This window comes from Bacteroides sp. (genome assembly GCF_030151085.1).
Lineage (GTDB): Bacteria > Bacteroidota > Bacteroidia > Bacteroidales > Bacteroidaceae > Bacteroides.
In genome coordinates this window covers 287,010-307,991 of record NZ_JASLER010000056.1, presented here as the reverse complement: position 1 = coordinate 307,991, position 20,982 = coordinate 287,010, and the positions used below count along the sequence as shown (strand labels likewise).

Annotated in this window: 9 protein-coding genes and 1 pseudogene; all 10 read left to right on the top strand. The window is 43.5% G+C overall.

What is annotated here, in order from left to right; translation table 11 throughout:
* Window positions 1-45: 45 nt before the first annotated feature.
* Window positions 46-3,141: a glycoside hydrolase family 2 TIM barrel-domain containing protein gene (locus Q1W14_RS11895; RefSeq protein ID WP_300701731.1), complete on the top strand. Its 3,096-nt coding sequence runs from the start codon at window positions 46-48 to the stop codon at window positions 3,139-3,141.
* Window positions 3,142-3,274: 133 nt separating this feature from the next.
* Entirely contained in the window at window positions 3,275-4,267 is a 993-nt protein-coding gene (locus Q1W14_RS11890) for a glycoside hydrolase family 43 protein (protein ID WP_300701729.1), read from the top strand.
* Window positions 4,268-4,378: 111 nt separating this feature from the next.
* Window positions 4,379-4,702: pseudogene (locus tag Q1W14_RS11885) on the top strand (beta-xylosidase); the annotation flags it as partial.
* A 92-nt stretch (window positions 4,703-4,794) separates the two neighbouring features.
* Window positions 4,795-6,309: a right-handed parallel beta-helix repeat-containing protein gene (locus Q1W14_RS11880; RefSeq protein WP_300701728.1), complete on the top strand. Its 1,515-nt coding sequence runs from the start codon at window positions 4,795-4,797 to the stop codon at window positions 6,307-6,309.
* A 58-nt stretch (window positions 6,310-6,367) separates the two neighbouring features.
* Window positions 6,368-10,498 (top strand): hybrid sensor histidine kinase/response regulator transcription factor, encoded by a 4,131-nt coding sequence (locus Q1W14_RS11875; protein WP_300701727.1) that lies wholly within the window; start codon window positions 6,368-6,370, stop codon window positions 10,496-10,498.
* Between the two features lie 202 nt (window positions 10,499-10,700).
* Window positions 10,701-13,976 carry a TonB-dependent receptor gene (locus Q1W14_RS11870; RefSeq protein WP_300701726.1) on the top strand — a complete coding sequence of 1,092 codons (3,276 nt, stop codon included), beginning with the start codon at window positions 10,701-10,703 and terminating at the stop codon, window positions 13,974-13,976.
* Between the two features lie 19 nt (window positions 13,977-13,995).
* Window positions 13,996-16,047: a RagB/SusD family nutrient uptake outer membrane protein gene (locus tag Q1W14_RS11865; RefSeq protein ID WP_300701724.1), complete on the top strand. Its 2,052-nt coding sequence runs from the start codon at window positions 13,996-13,998 to the stop codon at window positions 16,045-16,047.
* A 97-nt stretch (window positions 16,048-16,144) separates the two neighbouring features.
* On the top strand, window positions 16,145-17,284 hold the full coding sequence (locus Q1W14_RS11860; protein ID WP_300701722.1) for a glycoside hydrolase family 43 protein: 1,140 nt from the start codon (window positions 16,145-16,147) through the stop codon (window positions 17,282-17,284).
* A gap of 270 nt (window positions 17,285-17,554) precedes the next feature.
* Complete coding sequence (locus Q1W14_RS11855) at window positions 17,555-19,633, top strand: hypothetical protein (RefSeq protein ID WP_300701720.1); 2,079 nt, start codon at window positions 17,555-17,557, stop codon at window positions 19,631-19,633.
* 13 nt (window positions 19,634-19,646) lie between these two features.
* Window positions 19,647-20,690, top strand: a complete 1,044-nt coding sequence (locus Q1W14_RS11850; protein WP_300701718.1) for a hypothetical protein — start codon at window positions 19,647-19,649, stop codon at window positions 20,688-20,690.
* The last annotated feature ends 292 nt before the right edge of the window (window positions 20,691-20,982 follow it).

The window sequence follows — 20,982 nt, the reverse complement described above, 5'->3', positions numbered from 1 at the left end:
AGCTTCGTTTGCATGCCGCTACAAACATTTCATAAACATATTACCATGAAGAAACATCTCCTTACCGGACTGTTTGCCGCTCTGGCTCTTACTGCCAACGCACAGTCCTTTAATGAATGGCAAAACCCTGAGGTCAATGCCATGAATCGTGCCCCGATGCACACAAATTATTTCGCCTACGAATCGGCTGATGCAGCCGCCCGTGGTGTAAAAGAACAATCTTCCAATTTTATGACGCTGAACGGTACCTGGAAGTTCTTTTGGGTACAAGATTCCGATTCCCGTCCTACCGACTTCTGGAAAGTTGGTTACAATGACAAAGGTTGGAGCGAAATGCCTGTTCCCGGTGTTTGGGAATTGAATGGCTTTGGCGATCCTATCTATGTGAATGTAGGCTATGCATGGCGCAATCAGTTCAAAAACAATCCTCCGCAGGTGCCCACACAAAATAACCATGTAGGCTCTTATCGTCGTGAAATCACGGTTCCGGCTGATTGGGGTGGCAAGGAAGTCATCGCACACTTTGGTTCTGTTACCTCTAATATATACCTGTGGGTAAACGGCCGTTACGTGGGTTATAGTGAAGATAGTAAGCTCGAAGCTGAATTCAATTTGACTCCTTACTTGAAAGCAGGTCAGAAGAATCTGATAGCCTTTCAAGTATTCCGTTGGTGCGACGGTACCTATCTCGAAGATCAGGACTTCTTCCGTTACAGTGGTGTAGGTCGTGATTGCTACCTTTATGCCCGCAATAAAAAGCGCATTGAAGACATCCGTGTTACTCCTGACTTGGATGCCAATTATCAGAATGGTTCATTGCGTGTAGCGCTCAGCCTCAAAGGTAGCGGTAATGTCAACCTCGAATTACTTGATGCAGCAGGCAAGTCTGTTGCCACAGAAACTGCCCACGGCACTGGTACAGTCGTAATTAATATCGAGAATCCTCAAAAGTGGACTGCTGAGACTCCTTACCTCTATACTTTGCGTGCCACTCTTCAGGGCAGCAATGAAGTTATCCCCGTTAAAGTAGGTTTCCGCAAGATCGAACTAAAGAATTCTCAGATATTAGTGAACGGTCAACCCGTTCTCTTCAAAGGTGCCGACCGTCATGAGATGGATCCGGATGGCGGTTATGTGGTATCTCCCGAACGTATGATACAGGATATTCAAGTGATGAAGCAATTCAACCTGAATGCTGTACGTACTTGTCACTATCCGGATAACAATCTGTGGTACGACCTTTGCGACAAATATGGTATCTACGTCGTTGCTGAAGCAAATATTGAATCCCATGGTATGGGTTATGGCGATGAAACGCTTGCTAAACGTGCCGATTACAAGAAGGCTCACTTGGAACGTAACCAACGTAATGTACAACGTAGTTTCAATCATCCTAGCATAATCTTCTGGTCACTCGGTAATGAAGCCGGATATGGATCTAACTTTGAGGCTGCTTACGATTGGGTGAAAGCCGAAGACGGAAGCCGTGCCGTTCAGTATGAACAAGCTCGTAAGGATGGCAAGACTGATATTTTCTGCCCTATGTATTATGGTTATAAGGCTTGTCAGGATTATTGTGAAGATGCTTCTATGACCAAACCTTTGATTCAATGTGAATATGCGCATGCTATGGGTAACTCGCAAGGTGGCTTCAAAGAATATTGGGATTTGGTTCGTAAATATCCTAAGTTCCAAGGTGGTTTCATTTGGGATTTCGTAGACCAATCCGTGCGCTGGACAGGCAAGAATGGCAAGACGATTTATGCATACGGTGGTGACTTCAACCGTTTTGATGCCAGTGACGGTAACTTCTGTGACAACGGACTTATCAGTCCCGACCGTGTTCCTAATCCGCACATGTACGAGGTAGGTTATATCTATCAGGACATCTGGACAACTCCCGCTGATCTTCAGAACGGAGAAATCAATGTATATAATGAGAACTTCTTCCGCGATCTTTCTGCCTACTATCTGGAGTGGGAAGTACTGAAAGGTGGTAAAGTAATTCGTACCGGTCGTGTAGAAAATCTGAATGTTGCTCCTCAACAAACAGTCAAATTGAAACTGGATTTAGGCAAGACTTGCCAATGCGCAGAATGGTTACTGAACGTAGCCTACAAGCTGAAGAATCGTGAAGGCTTGTTGCCTGCCGGTTATGCCGTAGCTAAGGATCAGCTTACATTGGTTCCTTACAAAGCAGCTGCCATGGATTTGAAGAACCTGGAACAAAGCAATATTGCTGTTACCGCTCCTGCCGTACAAGAAAATGACTGGACATTCCTTATTGTTACCGGCGATGCTTTCCGTCTTGAATTTAATAAGCACAATGGCTTCTTGTCTAAATATGATGTAAACGGTCAGGATCTTATCAAGGAAGGTGAAGCCCTGAAACCTAACTTCTGGCGTGCACCTACCGATAATGACTTTGGTGCCGGTCTTCAACGTAAGTATGAAGCATGGAAGAATCCCGAAATGAAGTTGACTTCCTTCAATCAACGTACTGAGAACAATCAGGTAATTGTAGAAGCTGCTTACGATATGCCTTCTGTATCTGCCAAACTGAATCTGACGTATGTTATCAATAACGAAGGTGCTATCAAAGTCACTCAGAAACTGACTGCTGATAAGGATGCCAAAGTAGCTAATATGTTCCGCTTCGGTATGCAAATGCCTATGCCTCGCAGTTTTGAGATTGTAGAGTATTATGGTCGTGGTCCGGTTGAAAATTACAGTGACCGTAATCATTGCACTGATCTGGGTATCTATCGTCAGAGTGTTGCCGAACAATTCTACTCTTATATCCGTCCGCAAGAGAATGGTACTAAGACTGATATTCGTTGGTGGAAGATGTTGAGTCCGATGGGCAGTGGTATCAAGGTGGTATCTGCCGCTCCGTTCTCTGCATCAGCATTGCACTATACTATCGAGTCTTTGGACGAAGGTTGGAACAAGCAGAACTGGCACTCTCCCGAAGTGGAAGAGGCTGACTTGACTAACTTCTGTATTGACAAAGTACAAACTGGCTTGGGTTGTGAAGATAGCTGGGGACGCATTGCCCGTCCGGAATATCAAGTGCCATACGGTGATTATGAGTTTACATTCATTCTCTCGCCGGTAGAACAGGGTATTGATATAGAGTAAAGAGATTAACTAAGTGATTTTTAGGCATGGATTATACGGAGTCCACGGATATTTAGTAAGATAAGGTCTGTGAAATCCGCATAATTCGTGCCTAAACAATTTTATATCTAATAGAAACACATATGAAAATACTATGAGAAGAAAAGAATTCCTTTTATTGTTTTGTCTGTTATTCCCTATTTTCTTGTCGGCTCAACAAAAAATATCCGGTCGTTTTCGTATCAATATACCATTAGATTCTATTCGTCTGAGCGATCCTTGTATCCTTGCCGACAAGAATACTAACATGTACTATATGACTGGTACCGGTGGACTGTTGTGGAAAAGTCCGGATCTTGCTTCATGGGAAGGCCCTTACTGTGTAACAGAGATTGATACCACTTCTTGGATGGGACATAAACCCGAAATCTGGGCAACTGAGTTGCACGAATACAAAGGCAAGTACTACTACTTTGCCACTTTCACAAATAATGCCATCCGCATAGATTCGGTAAAAGGAAATGTAATACCCCGTCGCGCTAGCCATGTGCTGGTAAGTGATGCTCCCGATGGTCCTTATAAACCCATGAAAGATCCTGCTTATCTTCCTGCAAATATGCCTACTCTCGATGGAACTTTTTGGGTGGATAGTGATGGCAAGCCTTATATGGTATATTGCCATGAATGGCTACAGAATTGGAATGGTACTATCGAAAAAATAGAATTGAAACCTGATCTGAGCGGATCTGCTGGGAAAGGGCAGATTTTGTTTCGTGCCAGCGATTCCCCCTGGAGTCGTGAGATGGTGGATGGCAAGGTACAACCGAATCGTGTGACCGATGGTCCCTGGTTATTTCGTACTGCTACCGGACGTTTGGGCATGATTTGGACAAGTTGGATATATTCTACCTATACCCAAGGGGTAGCCTATTCTGTGAGTGGGACTTTAGATGGTCCGTGGATACAGGAAGCGTCTCCGATTACTCCGCCTGACTTCGGCCATGGGATGCTGTTTCAAACCTTGGATGGTAAATGGTTGATGTCCGTACATAGCCATAAGGATGTGAACGGCCGATATATCCGTATTCCACATTTATTCGAAGTGGACTTGTCGGGCGATAAATTAGTAGTAGGCAAGTCTTTATAGAACATACATAACTATGTAAAACTAGAGTAAAATAAGATGATGAAAAAAAGAAATATACTGTTATCTATCTGCTTGTTGTGCACTGTATTTGTATCTGCCCAGCAAAAGCAGATCCCTTCAGAAAAAGATATGGGGGCCTATCTGTTTGTATTCTTCAGTGATCCTACCCATAGTCTTTTCATGGCAACGAGCCATGATGGCTATACTTTTACTGCGGTTAATGACGGTCAGCCCATCATTGCTGGAGATACGATTGCCGAACAACGTGGTATTCGTGACCCGCACATCACCCGTGGTCCTGACGGTGCATTTTATCTCTGTATGACCGATTTGCATATCTTTGCTAAGCGTGTAGGGCTTCGTGATACGGAGTGGGAGCGCGACGGAGATAAATATGGTTGGGGAAACAATCGTGGTTTGGTACTGATGAAATCTGTAAACTTCCAATCACCTAAACATGGCTCGGTAATTCAGATTACAAAGGATGAAGCGGAAAACTTGGAGAAGCATTGGAAAAAATAAGAGCAATGAATAAAACAATTATCCTTCTTTTATTAACCTGCTTGCTGGTGGCTTGCTCCGATGGTTCGGTAAGTTATTATTTGGATGCTACTAACGGTAATGATAGTAATAGCGGAATGTCATCGAAAGAAGCTTGGCAAAGTCTGGATAAGTTGAACCGGGCAGTATTGAATCCCGGAGATAAAGTCTTATTGAAACGTGGTGATGTTTTCAATGGTGAGTTAGAAATCTCGGCACAAGGTACACCCGAACGTCGCATCTATGTGGAAGCGTATGGTGAGGGAGATGTGAAGCCTTGTATTGTAGGTCATGATACGTCGATGTATGCTGCCCGTATTTATAACTCAGATTATGTGACATTCCGGGATATTGAGATAATCAATACCGGAAAGCAACCTGTACCTTCTCGTTCGGGCTTGAAAATAGAGTGTACGAATTATGGTATTTCGCATAATATTGTAATTAATAATGTTACGGTAAGAGATGTGAACGGTTCGCTGGTAAAAGAAAAAGGTGGTGGGTGTGGCATCTATGTAGTCAATAGTGGTAAAGATCAAGTTTCGGTATTCGATAGTTTGACGATAGAGAACTGCCATATTCTACGCTGCACTCGTAACGCTATGATTTGGTCAGCATATAGCAGCCGTGGAGATTGGCATCCCAGTACGCATACTTTGATACGGGGAAATCTGATAGAAGAGGTTCCGGGCGATGGCATTGTGCCTATTGGTTGCGACAGTACGGTGATAGAATACAATGTGATGCGTAATTGTCCTGAATTACTTCCCGAAACCGAAGCTGCTGCGGGCATCTGGCCCTGGAGTTGTGATAATACGTTGATTCAGTTCAATGAAGTGAGCGATCATAAGGCTCCTTGGGATGCGCAAGGCTTTGATTCGGACTGGAATTGTACAGGTACAGTGATTCAATATAATTACAGTCATAACAATTATGGAGGACTGGTACTTGTCTGCAACTCAGGAGAATCATCCGCTTCTTTCAATATTGGTAATGTGGGAACACAAGTACGTTACAATATTAGTATCAATGATGGTATCCGTCCCGGTCCGACACGTGCCGGAATGTTTTCACCTATTATCCATGTGGCTGGTCCGGTGAAGGATACACACATCAGTCGGAATATTATACATGTTAATAAAAAGCCGGCAGCAGATATTGACCGCACTATGATGATGTTCGATTCATGGGGAGGATATTCCGATAGTACATTTGTTTCGGATAATGTATTTTATACTCCCGAAGAAAACTGTTTTAACTTAACTAAGTCTACGAATAACTTCTTCAATGGAAATTATTATCTAGGCAAATTCAATACATTGCCCGAAGATGGCAAAGCCCGTTTGGTCTCAGATATTTATATAAATAAGATCTTGCTCGTTGATGAATCGGGATTTGGTGGCTTGGCACAGTTAATGGACACGGTGGAAGTTGCCGGAACGAAAGGAGTATTTGTTAATAAAGAAGCAATCGAGGCCTTTTTCAACCAAAAAGACATATAATTCTCCCTCTTATAACCGGAAACTCACTATTTTTGTCTTCATCCAAAAGTCTAATGATATGAAGAGAATAGAGAGTTTCCTTTTTTATATATATATTGTTTGGTGTGTATTTTTCTCTATAGCAGCAAAAGCGACAAATACAGACATCATTTCACATCTGAACTTCAAGCAAATAACCACTTTCAATGGACTCCCCACTGATGAAGTCCAGAAGATCTATCAGGATAAGGAAGGATTTATCTGGCTAGCTACCCGCTATGGACTTGCTAAGTATGACGGTTATCAGGTTACTGTATATAAATCCAATCTGGATACTCCAGGATTGCTTACGAATAATAATATTTACTGCTTGGCCGATGATTATGATGGTAATTTATGGATCGGCACACAAGAGGGCTTGAATAGGCTCAATAAAAAGACGGGCGAAATGCATCCCTATAGTTTGCCCATTATTCCTAATAATACTGTTTCTTGTTTACTTGTTACAAAAGACAATATGGTGTGGGTGGGTACCGATTATGGATTATGTAGATATTCCCCTACCAATGACTCTTTTATTGTATATGACAATCTACAGGATAATGGTGAATTGGCGCAGGCAGCCATTAAATCTTTATTCGAAGACTCCGAAGGAGACTTGTGGATCGGCACTTGGTCTAGCGGACTTTACCGTTACTCTCCTAAGGAAAATAAGTTTTATGCTTATCCCAGGATAAACGAACGCAATTCGGCACATGTCATTTATCAGGATGCCGACGAACGCATTTGGGTTGGAGGCTGGGACTGTGGTCTGTTCCTGCTGAATCATCCTAAAGATTTGCTGAAAGTTTCTTATACCCGCTATGCCCATAAGTCCGGAGATGACTCTACTCTTTCGGATAATATAGTTTATGATATTGTAGAAGATTTGAATACCCATACTTTGTGGGTTGGTACCCGTTCGGGATTAAGTATCATGGAGCATGATAAGCCGGGAAGGTTTGTTAATTATAAGTCGAGACGTTCGTCCTACTACCTACCGTACGACGAGATAAATTCATTGTTGCGCGACCGCTTTAATAATATTTGGTTAGGTTCTATTGGTGGAGGCGCTCTGATGGTAGATACGGAGCAACCGCCCTTTACCAGTCATTTACTGAATGTAAAAGAAGATGATGTGCCCACTACTGCCGTGCGTGCCGTCTTTGCTGATTCGGATAATGACCTTTGGCTCGGAACGGGCAGCTATGGTGTGGCTCGTAAAGACTCTAAGACCGGTGAGCTAACCTTTTATACCCGTATTCCCGAATTTTCTGAAGTGAAGAGCGTTCCTACCGTCAATATGGTTATTCAGCGTGCTAATGGAGAACTTTGGTTTGGTACTTACGATGGTGGTATCCTCATCTATCGCAAGGGAGAGAAGGTAAAATTACTGACGGATGCTGACACTCCTTATTTATATTCTGTCTGTGTGTCGGCATTGTGTGAAGATAGCCGGAAGAATTGTTGGGTAGGATGTCGCGGAGGAATGGGAGTAAGTCTGGCAGGTGGTGGTTATCATAAATTCAGTGTACTGTCTTTTGAGAATGGTGGCGTTGCCGACTGGTATCATGTGAAAGATATCCTGGAGGATATTGATGGCAGCATTTGGCTTGCTACAGCCAACTGTGGTATTATACATATTCGAGGTAATGTAGCCCAAACCGAAACACTGAAATATAATAATTACAGCCTGAATAACAAGCAACTGGCAGTAAACTCCGTCTTATGTATGCATGTTGATAAGTCCGGCAGGCTGTGGGCAGGAACGGAAGGGGGAGGGCTGTATCTTTATGACCGCAAGCAAGACTCTTTTGTAGAAAAGAACCATTCTTACAACATTCCCGGTGACTTGATAGGCTCTATCGAAGAAGATAAACAGGGAAAATTATGGATGGGAACGAACGTTGGTTTGATACAGTTAAATGTTCCGGTAGATGAATCCTTAACTACAGTCCGTGTATTTACTACAGCGGACGGACTGCTTGACAACTTTCTTTTAGCACTATCTTCGTGCAGCCGGGGCGATGAACTTTTCTTTGGAGGAAATAAGGGATATAATAGTTTCTTCCCGGCTTCTCTGACGAACACCAACAAGAAAGTACCTTTTCTGATTACAGATATAAAGATATTCAATCGTTCTTTTGCTTCACTTGATCCCGAAATTAAAACTGAGATTTCTACTGTGATGCCTTCGTTTACCGAAAGAATCGAACTACCTTATTCCTACAATAATTTCAGTATCGAGTTTGCTGCGTTATCTTTTAAGAATCCGGAGTTGAACCGATATGCTTATCAGTTGGTGGGCTTTGATGACGATTGGCAATACACCGATGCCGGACGACGATTTGCATACTACAATAATTTGAAGAGTGGCACATACAAATTCCGCCTTAAGGCTACCAATGAGAATGGTATATGGAGCAGTGAGATACGTGAACTGACTGTAGTCGTTTTGCCTCCTTTCTGGGCTACATGGTGGGCGTACGCTATCTACACCCTGATTCTTGCCACGTTATTGTATTTCATTTATCGCACAGCCCGCAACCGTATGGTATTGCGCAACGCCCTGCGCCTGCGCGAGATAGAAAAGTCGAAAGCCGAAGAACTGAACCATGCCAAATTGCAGTTCTTTACTAACATTACCCATGAATTACTGACACCGCTCACCATCATTTCGGCTACGGTGGACGAACTGAAAATGCAAGTTCCCGGTTACGATGACCTTTATACGGTGATGACTAACAATATCCGCCGTCTCATCCGTTTGTTGCAGCAGATACTGGAATTCCGCAAAGCAGAGACGGGCAATCTGAAACTACGTGTCTCGCCCGGTGATGTGGCTGCTTTTGTGAAGAATGAAGCTGAATCCTTCCAACCGCTCATCAAGAAACGTAAGATTCACTTCTCTGTGCTTTGTGACCCGGAGTCCATTGCTGGTTACTTTGATACTGACAAGCTTGATAAGATATTATATAATCTTCTGTCCAATGCGGCGAAGTATAACAAGGAAGGTGGCTACATACAAGTAACGCTTTCGTATGCCGAAGATAAAGACTTCATCCGCTTGCGTGTAAAGGATAACGGTTGCGGCATCTCCAAAGAAAAGCAGAAAACTCTCTTCAAACGATTCTATGAAGGTGATTACCGCAAGTTCAATACTATAGGGACGGGTATCGGTCTTTCGTTGACCAAGGATTTGGTAGAGTTGCACGGTGGAAATATCTGTGTAGAGAGTGATGTAGACCAAGGTGCCGAGTTCATCATAACCTTGCCTATCGACCGTTCCTACTTTACCGGAGAACAGATTGATGAAGAGGCTGTATTGCCGGTGCAGAAAACTATTACATACGACGGCAACTCAACTACAGATTATATCAGTAATCAATCTATGGAGGAAGCTAAGCAGCATACCCTTCTGGTAGTAGAAGATAACGAAGAATTGCTTCAATTAATGATGCGCTTGCTTCAACGCGATTATAATGTATTTACTGCCGAGAACGGACAAGAAGCTGTTACGATAGTCGATAATGAGGATATTGACTTGATAGTGACTGACGTTATGATGCCCGTAATGGATGGCATCGACTTGTGCAAGTATGTAAAGACCAAACTCGAAATCAGCCATATTCCTGTTATTCTCCTCACTGCCAAGAACAAGGAAGAAGATCGTGCTGAGGCTTATGAAGTGGGAGCTGATGCTTTTATCAGCAAACCTTTCAACTTGGCTGTGCTTCATGCCCGTATCCGCAATCTGCTGAAGACCAAAGAACGTACAGCGCACGATTTCAAGAACCAACTGGTTTTTGAAGTGAAAGACATGAACTTTACGAGTCTTGACGAAGACTTCATGCAGCGTGCCATTGATTGTGTGAACCGTCACTTGGAAGACAGTGAATTCGACCAACCTCAGTTTGTAGATGAGATGGGTACCAGCAAGTCTACTCTTTATAAAAAACTCAAATCTCTTACCGGGCTGAATACTTCAGCTTTTATCCGAAATATCCGTTTGAAAGCTGCCTGCCGCATCATGGAAGAGAAAGGCAGTTCCGTTCGTATTTCCGATTTGGCTTATGCCGTTGGGTTCAATGATCCGAAATACTTCAGCTCCTGTTTCAAGAAGGAGTTTGGTATGTTACCTACTGAGTATGTAGAACGGTTTGCACAATAAAACTCAAGACACGAATCAAATATCCCTATCCTTGAGGTAGAATTATGCATCAAACATGTCTGAAAACTATAATTCGACCAAGCGGAACTATTATTGGAGTCATGTTTATTGGTTGTACTCTTATATTTGCATTGGTATTCACGACACGATATAACGTGAACTTATAATATACTAATGTTTAATCTTAAATGATGTTTGTACAATGAAAAGACAGAGATTCGTTGAAGAACTCGGACTGAAAACGTATAGCGCTTTGGCAGTTTGTTTGATTCTTCTGTTGAATGTTCAATTCTTGAATGCTCAAAGTTCGACAATCCAGGTAAAAGGTGTAGTTAACGATGCAATGGGACCGGTGATTGGTGCCAGTATCGTGGAGAAAGGCAAGGCTACCAATGGAACCATTACCGACATGGACGGTAACTTCTCATTAACCGTTCCCGCAAATGCAACCTTAACGGTCAGTTTTATCGGTTACAAAACACAAGATGTGCCTGTTGCCGGAAAAACATCTCTTAGTATTGCTTTGAAAGAAGATACGGAGATGCTGGACGAAGTGGTAGTAGTAGGTTTTGGTACACAGAAGAAAGTGAACCTGACAGGTTCCGTAGGTATAGCTACCGCTAAAGAAATTGAGTCACGTCCGGTAGCAAACGCTACACAAGCCTTGCAAGGTTTGGTTCCGGGTTTGCAAATCACAACCAATACCGGTGAATTGGACAAGAACATGTCCATTAATATTCGTGGTAATGGTACCATCGGTGATGGTTCGAGCGGCAGTCCGCTGATTTTGATTGACGGTATGGAGGGTGATATTAATACGGTGAACCCGCAGGATATCGAAAACATCTCCGTACTGAAAGATGCTGCTGCATCTTCTATTTATGGTTCGCGTGCGCCATTCGGTGTTATTCTGGTAACTACAAAGAAAGGTCGCTCAGGCAAGGCAACTATCAATTATAACAATAGCTTCCGTTTCAACAGTCCGGTGAATCTGCCGCAATCAATGGACTCTTATACTTTTGCCAATTACTTCAACGAAGCTGCTCGTAATGGTAATCAGGGGCAACAATTCTCTGATGCCGTGATGCAGAAGATGCTTGACTTCCAGGCAGCCGGTGGTACCAACACAGGTGGTTTGCCTACCGACGGCAATGTATGGGGTAAGCCAGCCGGCGACCCTTATACCGAGGCTTATGCCAATACCGATTGGTTCTCAGAATTCTACAAGGATAGCAGTTTTTCACAGGAACATAATCTCAGTATGAGTGGGGGGGGAGATAAGTACAATTATTATGCTTCATTGGGTTATTTGGATCAGAACGGATTGTTGCGCCACGGTTCCGATGAACTATCACGCTTCAATGCTACGGCAAAGTTTGGTGCTGAACTGACTAAGTGGTTACGCTTCAACTACAGCTTGCGTTATGTACGCCAGGATTTGTCACGCCCCACTGCTTTCGGTGGCGGACTGTACGAGAGTATCGGACGTCAGACGTGGCCCAACCTCCCGGTTTACGACGAAAATGGATATTATCATAACAGTAACGGCGGTGGTCCGGCTATGTCTCTTGCTTTGGGCGGTGATCGTGGTGTACAAACCGACAAGACCTACCAGCAGGCAAGCCTTGTATTCGAGCCAATTAAAAACTGGATTACCAATGTTGAGTTCAACTATAGTACCAATACTATAGATACCCGTGAAGTATCTCTTCCTTACTACAATCATGATGTGAATGGTAATATTGTAGATACGAATGGGGATACCAGTCTCTATCAGGACTTCAAGAAAGAGAACTATATGAACTGGAATATCTATTCAACCTATGGATTCTCCATCAACGATGCTCATAATATTAAGGTAATGGCAGGTTTCCAAACCGAAGAAATGCGTCAGAAGTTCTTCAGTGCCAAAGGCTACGGCTTGCAGGTAGAAGATTTGCCGGAACTGGACTTGATTTCCAACATTGACGGAGCAGGTAAAGACAAAGTTCCTGAAGTAGGTGGGTATCGCAACGAATGGGCAACTGTCGGTTTCTTCGGTCGTGCCAATTACGACTACTTGGGTCGTTATCTGGCCGAATTCAATCTTCGTTACGACGGTGCATCCCGTTTCCGTCGTGGCAATCGCTGGCAACTTTCTCCTTCGTTCTCTTTAGGCTGGAACGTAGCACAAGAAAACTTCTGGGAAGACTTCGCTGATGTTTGCAACCAATTTAAACTCCGTGCTTCTTATGGTGAATTGGGAAATATGAATACCAACGAGTGGTATCCCACCTATCGCTCCATGACATTGGGACAAGCCAATGGTAAATGGTTACAAAATGGTCTTAAACCGAATACTGCTTATGTAGGTGGCCTTATCAGTACTGCTCTGACTTGGGAGAAAGTACGTACCTGGAACATCGGTGTCGATCTGGGTTTCTTTAATAACCGTTTGACGGCTTCATTCGATGCCTATGTACGTTATACCGATAATATGGTCGGACCTTCTGTAGAACTTCCCGCTACTTTGGGTATTGCTTCTCCTAAAACAAACAACTGTGACTTAAAGACCAAAGGTTGGGAACTCACCCTCGGTTGGCAAGATCAAACAAGATCGGGCTTTGGTTATGGAGTGAAGTTTAATCTGGCAGATGCCCGTACATACATTGACAGCTATCCCGGTAATCCGACAAATTCTATCAGTACCTACATTGCCGGTCGCGAAATCGGTGAGATATGGGGATTTGAAACTGTAGGCATCGCCAAGACGGATGCTGAAATGCAAGCGCATCTTACTAATGTCGGAGGTCAGGACGCTCTTGGAAATACATGGGCAGCGGGTGACATTATGTATGCCGACCTTGATGGCAAACCGGGTATTACGAAAGGTGCACAGACTTTGGAAGATCATGGTGACTTGAAGGTAATTGGTAACAACACCCCTCGCTTCCAATTCGGACTAGACTTGAATGCGAATTATAAAGGTTTCGACGTACGTCTCTTCTTCCAAGGAGTAATGAAACGTGACTACTGGCAAGGCTCCAACATGTTTTGGGGAGTAGGTCAGTGGGGCATGTGGTGGTCAATGGGCTTGAAAGAGCACGAAGACTACTTCCGTAGCGAACCTATCGGACTTTCCGGTCACGAGATAGCTGCTAATACAAATGCTTATTATGCACGTCCGCGTTTTGATAGCACACAGAATCAGGAAACACAGACCCGTTATTTGCAGGATGCCAGCTATATCCGTTTGAAGAACTTCCAACTTGGTTATACTCTTCCCAATGCGCTTACTCGTAAGATCGGTATCAACAATTGCCGTATCTTCGTATCCGGCGAGAACTTGTGGACAGGTACGAAACTATCCAAGTTGTTTGATCCTGAAACCATCAATGGAGGTAACACCGATACTAATGGTTCTGCACCTATCAAGAGTGGCGGTAACTCTTACCCGCTTTCAAAAACTTGGTCTGTAGGACTCAGCGTTTCACTTTAAACCCTTAAAAAGAATAATCATGAAATCGAAATATATAGTCAAAGCTTTCCTTGCGGCAACCATTGCCGTTGGAACTACTTCTTGTGAAGATTTTCTCGATAGAGAGCCTATGTCAAAAATCTCTCCCGAAACTTATTATTCAACGGCAGCCCAGTTGGAAGCCAACCTGAATGATGAATATCCTAATATACTTCCTTCGTACGGACAATGGACATACGGTATCTTCGGCGAAGATAAAGGAACCGACAACCAGATAGAGGTGAATGCCAATGACCGCTATACCGCCGACCGATGGAAAGTAGCGCACAGTGAGAGTGACAATTGGAAGTTCGAACGCATTTATCGTGTTAACTTCTTCTTATCCGAAGCACTGCCTAAATTCGGTGAAGACATGAGTGGAGCACAAAATACAATATCCGGTAGTGTGGCAAATATCAAGCATTATATAGGTGAGATGTACTTCCTTCGTGCTTATGAATACTTCAAGAAGCTTCAGCTTTTCGGAGATTTCCCTATCATAGATAAACCGCTTACAGACGATATGGCGGCACTTCGCGAAGCCAGCAAGCGTTCACCGCGCAATGAAGTGGCACGGTTCATTCTTTCGGATCTTGACAAAGCTTATGCTTATATGAGCGATGTAGATATGGCAACTACACGTATCAATAAAGATGCTGCGATGTTGATTAAATCACGTGTGGCACTGTTTGAAGCCTCTTGGTTGCAAAACTTTAAAAGTACGGCATTTGTACCTGCCGGTGAAGGTTGGCCGGGGGCTGCCTTGTACAGCGGTTATCAGTATCCTAGTGGAAGCATTGAAAATGAAGTGAAATATTTTTTGGAACAAGCTACGGAAGCTGCTAAGATCGTTGCCGATAAATACAAGGGAAGTTTGACTGTGAACACTGGAGTAGTACAGCAATCTGCTACGGATGCTGCCAATCCTTACTTCGATATGTTCGCCCAAGAAGATCTCTCAAATGTTCCGGAAGTACTTTTGTGGCGTCAATATGCCCGTGGTCTTTCTACCCATAATATCAACTCGGCTGCCGGTCGTGGTAACTACCGTATCGGTCTGACCCGTGGATTTGTACAAAACTTCCTGATGAAAGATGGTACTCCGGTATATGCTCATGGCAATTATGCCGATGGTGATGGCTACTATATGGGTGACAAGACCATTGCTGATGTGCGTGCCAATCGTGATCCTCGTCTGAGCATCTTCTTGAAAGAACCGGGACAGAAGAACATTCTTTTTGAAGTGGATAATAATGAAGGTACTGAGGTGGTAATGGAAGAGCCTTATCCTTCTATTACCAATGGCGATGGTGAACGTGGATATGCTACCGGTTATGCCCTTCGCAAAGGAGGTTCGTTCAACCGCAAGTACTATGCTAATGGTGGCGGATATACCGCAGCCGTATGCTTCCGTGCTGCCGAAGCTCTGCTGAATTATATGGAAGCGAGCTATCTGCTTAATGGATCATTAGATGGTACTGCCCGTGATTATTGGACTATCCTTCGTCAGCGTGCTGGTATCAGTACTGACATCGATAAGACAATTGCTGCTACAGATATGAGCAAGGAAGCGGAAAACGACTGGGGAGCTTATACTGCCGGCACTATCCTTTCGGACAAGACACTTTATAATATCCGTCGTGAACGTCGCAGTGAGTTCCTAGCCGAAGGACTTCGTTACATGGACCTTTGCCGCTGGCGTTCAATGGATCAGCTTATCACTACACCCAGCCACATGGAAGGTATGCATTTGTGGAACACACCTATGGAAAGCTGGTATCTGGATGATAAAGGAACGACAACATTGGTTGCCGATGGTTCAGACAAGTCGAATGTGTCTCCCAAAGATAAGAGCGAATACCTCCGTCCTTTCGAAAGAACCAGTTCACAAGCCGGTTATAACGGTTGTACATGGAAGATGGCGCACTATCTGAATCCTATTATGGTGAAACAGTTCCAGTTGACGGCAACTTCGGGCGCAGATGTATCTACTTCGATACTCTATCAAAACCCGTTCTGGCCTGTTGTAGCGGATCAACCTGCTGAGAAATAGAAGTATCGTTCAATAGGTATTTACTTAAGGGGACTAGGATACACTTTTCAGTGAGAAGACATCCTATCCCCTTTTTATATATAATTAAGATATAAACATGATGAACATTAATTTTAGAATGATAGTTGTCTGGCTTCTTTGTTCTTTTGTAATCAGCGCACAGGCACAAGACAAGTTTAAAAAGAAACAGGTAGAGATTGTCCCTTCCGGAGTGTGGAATGATGTGAACGGTGAATATATCAATGCACATGGTGGTGGCATACTTACCTATGGGGACAAGTATTATTGGTTTGGCGAGCATCGTCCTTCAACAGGTTTTGCCACAGAAGTAGGGGTGAGTTGCTATTCTTCTACAGATTTGTGCAACTGGAAATATGAAAATGTAGCTTTGGCTGTATCACAGGAGCCAGGAAGTGAAATTGAGAAAGGATGTATTATGGAACGTCCTAAAGTGATCTATAATAAGAAGACGGGGAAATTTGTATTATGGTTTCATCTCGAACTGAAGGGTAAAGGATATGAAGCGGCGAGGGCAGGAGTTGCAATTAGTGATACTCCGACGGGACCCTATCGTTTTGTTCGTTCCATGCGTCTCAATCCGGGGATTTATCCGTTGAATATGTCGCAGGAGGAAAGAAAGATGCAATGGGATTGGGATAAATACAAAGAGTGGTGGACTTCCGAATGGCGGAAAGCTATAGCCGAAGGATTATTTGCGCAACGTGATTTAAAAGATGGCCAGATGTCTCGTGACATGACTCTGTTTGTTGACGATGATGGCAAGGCCTATCATATCTATTCTTCTGAAGAAAATCTAACCTTGCAGATTGCCGAACTGACTGATGATTATCAAGCTCACTCTGGAAAGTATATTCGTATTTTCCCCGGAGGACATAATGAAGCTCCAGCACTTTTCAAACACAACAATATATATTGGATGATAACCTCCGGCTGTACCGGCTGGGCGCCTAATGAAGCACGTATGTTTTCGGCTCCTTCCATTTGGGGACCTTGGACACAGCATCCACATCCGTTTGTCGGACCGGGAGCTGAAAAGACATTTGGCGGACAAAGCACTTATGTTCTTTCTTTGCCCGAAAACAAGTACATTTTTATGGCGGATGTATGGGAGCCGGATAGCCTGATGTATTCGCGCTATGTTTGGTTGCCTATCGACTTTGATAAAGCCGGAATGCCCGTAATCGAGTGGAAAAATAGTTGGAAACCCCCATTTTGATTGTGATTTGTGCTTTTTTATGACGGAGTTACGGTATGATTAAATAGCTATATTACTGTGTCTTTGAACTGTTAATAGTATGTAGGTTATTAAAATAAAGGTATAAGTTAGGGTATAGAAAGATTGTTTTTAAGAGGAACTTATTCCGTGATGGGAGTAAGCTCCTTTTTTCATATATAAAGCAGATTTGTATGAGACATTCGTGAGTGTCTGTTCTCTAATACAAGCGGATTTACTATCTTTGCGCTCTCTTTTTAAAATAATGTCATTATGACACAACTGAAACTAACTATTCTCTTTCTTTTCCTTTGTCTTTTGACAAGCTGTTCTAAAGATACAGTCATTAACTATATCGATCCTCCCGCACCCGAAGATCGCATTCAGGGAGTAATAAGGGTAACAGCCGAAGACTACACGCCGGATGTATCTATATTGATGCTGCAAGATGATGAGCCAGAAGAGGTACGCTTTGATGCTACTAAACGGAGCTTTCGTGTCAATGTCCCATTGCAGGTATCTATTAATGAGAAGCAGGAATTATTTATCCGCTTCTTCTGTCCGCGGGCCATCAGCAATGTAAAGATATGGGGAACGATTACGGGTTATGAGGAAGAATTTCTGTTGGCCGATTTTGCAACTATCCCAGGCTTCGTAGAGTTTCATAAAGTACTTCCAATGGTGTTTGAAGATAAGGAATATAGAACGGCTTCCGGCAAAACCATCGTGATAAAGGCTAATTCGAATATAAGTGCTACCGACTTGAGTCTCAGAATTGATTGTGATGATCTGCTTTATAAGAAGATGATCAGTGTGATTCCTGCTTATAAGATATCTTTCTCGGCTTATAGTCGGGACGGTAGTTGGGCATATCCCATACGTCCTGCGCATTGTCGGGAAGCAGTGGCTTTAATACTGAATTTGGCTTATGCTTTTTCTACACAGGAGTTCACCGATGAACTAGAGAAGTATAGAGGCAAACTGCACAGTGACAACAATAAAACCATCGTAGATGTCGATAAACTGAAACAACAGGTGTTGACGCATGGTGCCTATATGTTCGGGCATGTCAGTGGGGTGAACGGACTGGGAGGAGGTGCTACTATGGGATTGGCAGAGTGGTGTTTCTTGCAGCACTATCCCGATGATGAATACAATATACATACGGTTTTCCATGAAATGGGACATTGCCTGGGCTATGGTCATGCGGGCAATATGACATACGAGGAGACAGGACCCGGATGGATTACTTTAGGACGTGCCGTTTATCAGAAGTTGGCATTGGAAAAGCGCTTGCCTGTTTACTCCCGTCGCTTTATGCAAACTCGTAAGACAGCTACCACCCTTTATGGCAGTGCTCCTTATGTAGCATCCAGCTTTATTATTGAAGACCCTGAACTGGACGCTATCGATGGCGGCTTGGGCTTTCATCCCGTAGAAGATAGTGAAGATACCGGTGCAGGTACTCCTTTATCGTTTTCACTGACGGCTTCGGATGTACCGGGAGCTACGGCAACTACTTTCACTCCCAAGGACGTCATGGCTTATAATAACCGCATCTATGTGGTAAACAATGCCACCGGAAACTACAGTGTGGAAGTCTTCGATGAGAAAGGAGGAAAATTGACTCATAGTGGAAGTATCAAAACATGGACTCGTGCAGGTAAATCGGAATCGTTTGCCGGAGAACCGAATGGCATTACTGCTGCTCATGGAAAAGTCTACGTTACCAATACCGGTAGCCGGACGGATGTGTTCGATGCTTCTTCACTCGATTTCGTTACTTGCATTGGTACCGGGCAATGGGGAGAGGGCAGCTATCAGACGGTGCATGCTTTTGAAACATTGATCCGGAACGGTGCCGTGTTTATCCGTGACAAACGTCGTGTATGTGTGTTTATGGAGAAAGATGTGACAACTGCCAATGCCATGCGAATTCCTAACTACTGCCGTTTCAAAGGTTTTGGTGAATCGATGGGCACTTACGGGCTAGCCATTGACAAAGACAACATACTTTATACTACGCATATAAATATCAGTGAAATATATGCCTATAATCTGGCCGATATGCGTGAACAGACCTCTTTGACCCCCATGCGTACCTTGCAACTACCGGCACCGGCATACGATGTTGTTTCCTTCGACGGGCGTATGTTCGTTACATTGAAACGGAAGACGGGCTGTTTTGTAGAAATCAATCCGCAGACCGGAACCATCGTGAAGGACTTCTCCGATCTGAAAGGCGGTATCTTGAAAACTCCCGAGAAGATAGCTTTTGCCCGTCAGACCCTCTTCATTGTCGACCGGGGGACAGGAACAGTTACAGGCATACCCGTAAAAGACTTAAAATAGGAGGAAAAAGAAGATGATGAAACTTATCTATATAGCGGCAATGACAGCACTTCTGGTTGCCTGCACAAAAACTGAGTATCAGGATGTGATTCGCGAAGTGGAACCGGAGAAACCTTCGGCTGTGCATTATTACTATTCATACAAAGCAGCAGAGGTCGTCGATGCTGTAAAACTGGGATATGCTTCGGATGAATTTATCCCCGGTTCTACCTATATATATGGAGATACACTGTTTATAGCCAATACGCAAGCGAAGCATTTCAGTGTGGAACTTTACAGCCTGTCTACCCGTAAAAAGATAGGTTCACTGAGCCAGTGGACGTATAAGGACGAGACGCAGGTATTCAATAATTATGTAGAAGCCATTACGGTATCAGACGGCAAGTTGTTCCTGGCAAATATCGGTTCGTGCATCGATGTTTTCGACGTAAGTACTTTGGAGTTTGTCACCCGCATGGGCAATAGGAATTGGGGAGAAGGCAATACACAATTCCTGCATACACATGCCATGGCAATTGTGGGAGATTACATCGTTGTGCGTATGAAGAATCGTCTGCAAGTAATGCTGAAGAGCTCGGTTGTTGCTGATAAATATCAGAATATCCCTTTCTTCTCTCGTGGCAGTGCTGCCGGTTTTGATACAAACAATGGTTTCTATTCGCATCAAATGGCAGTAGATTCATTAGGCACTATCTTCTTGGCTGATTATGGGCAGTATGGCAACCATAAGATTCAGGTGATAGATACAATTCTTATAAAGAAAGGGGATAATATCGTGATGACCGATGACCAACGAACAATGTCTCTCGACTTCAATCCAAGAGGAATTGCTTTATACAAGAATATGATGTACATCTCTGCTTCCGACGGTAGTATTCGCATCTATGACAGGAAGAAGGAGAAGTTCTTGCAGACAATCCAGTCGGTCATTGGATATACTTTCCGTGGTGCTCAAAAGATGTCGGTGAAGGGAAGCAGGCTTTGGGTAACGGATGTTGTTACCAAAGAGGTGGTCGGGGTGGATATTATTCAGAATGTGATAGAAGAGTATAACTGATTCGTGCAAATGCAAGGGTTACTCGCTAATACGTCTGATGCGATATGATGAAATCTACATTCTTTTAGTATTCACTATATTTGGTGCCCACCGATTTTAATAAAGCAGGAATGCCCGTTGTTGACTGGAAAAACAGTTGGAAACTCGTATTTTGATTGAATTGTGCTCATTTATGACACAAATGTGGCATAAATGAATATCATTGTTGTCGTATCTTTGTAACATTGATAATGAATTAATAGAAAGGTTAATTAGAGCATTGTTATTTGGATGTTTTCAATAGGTTAAAAAA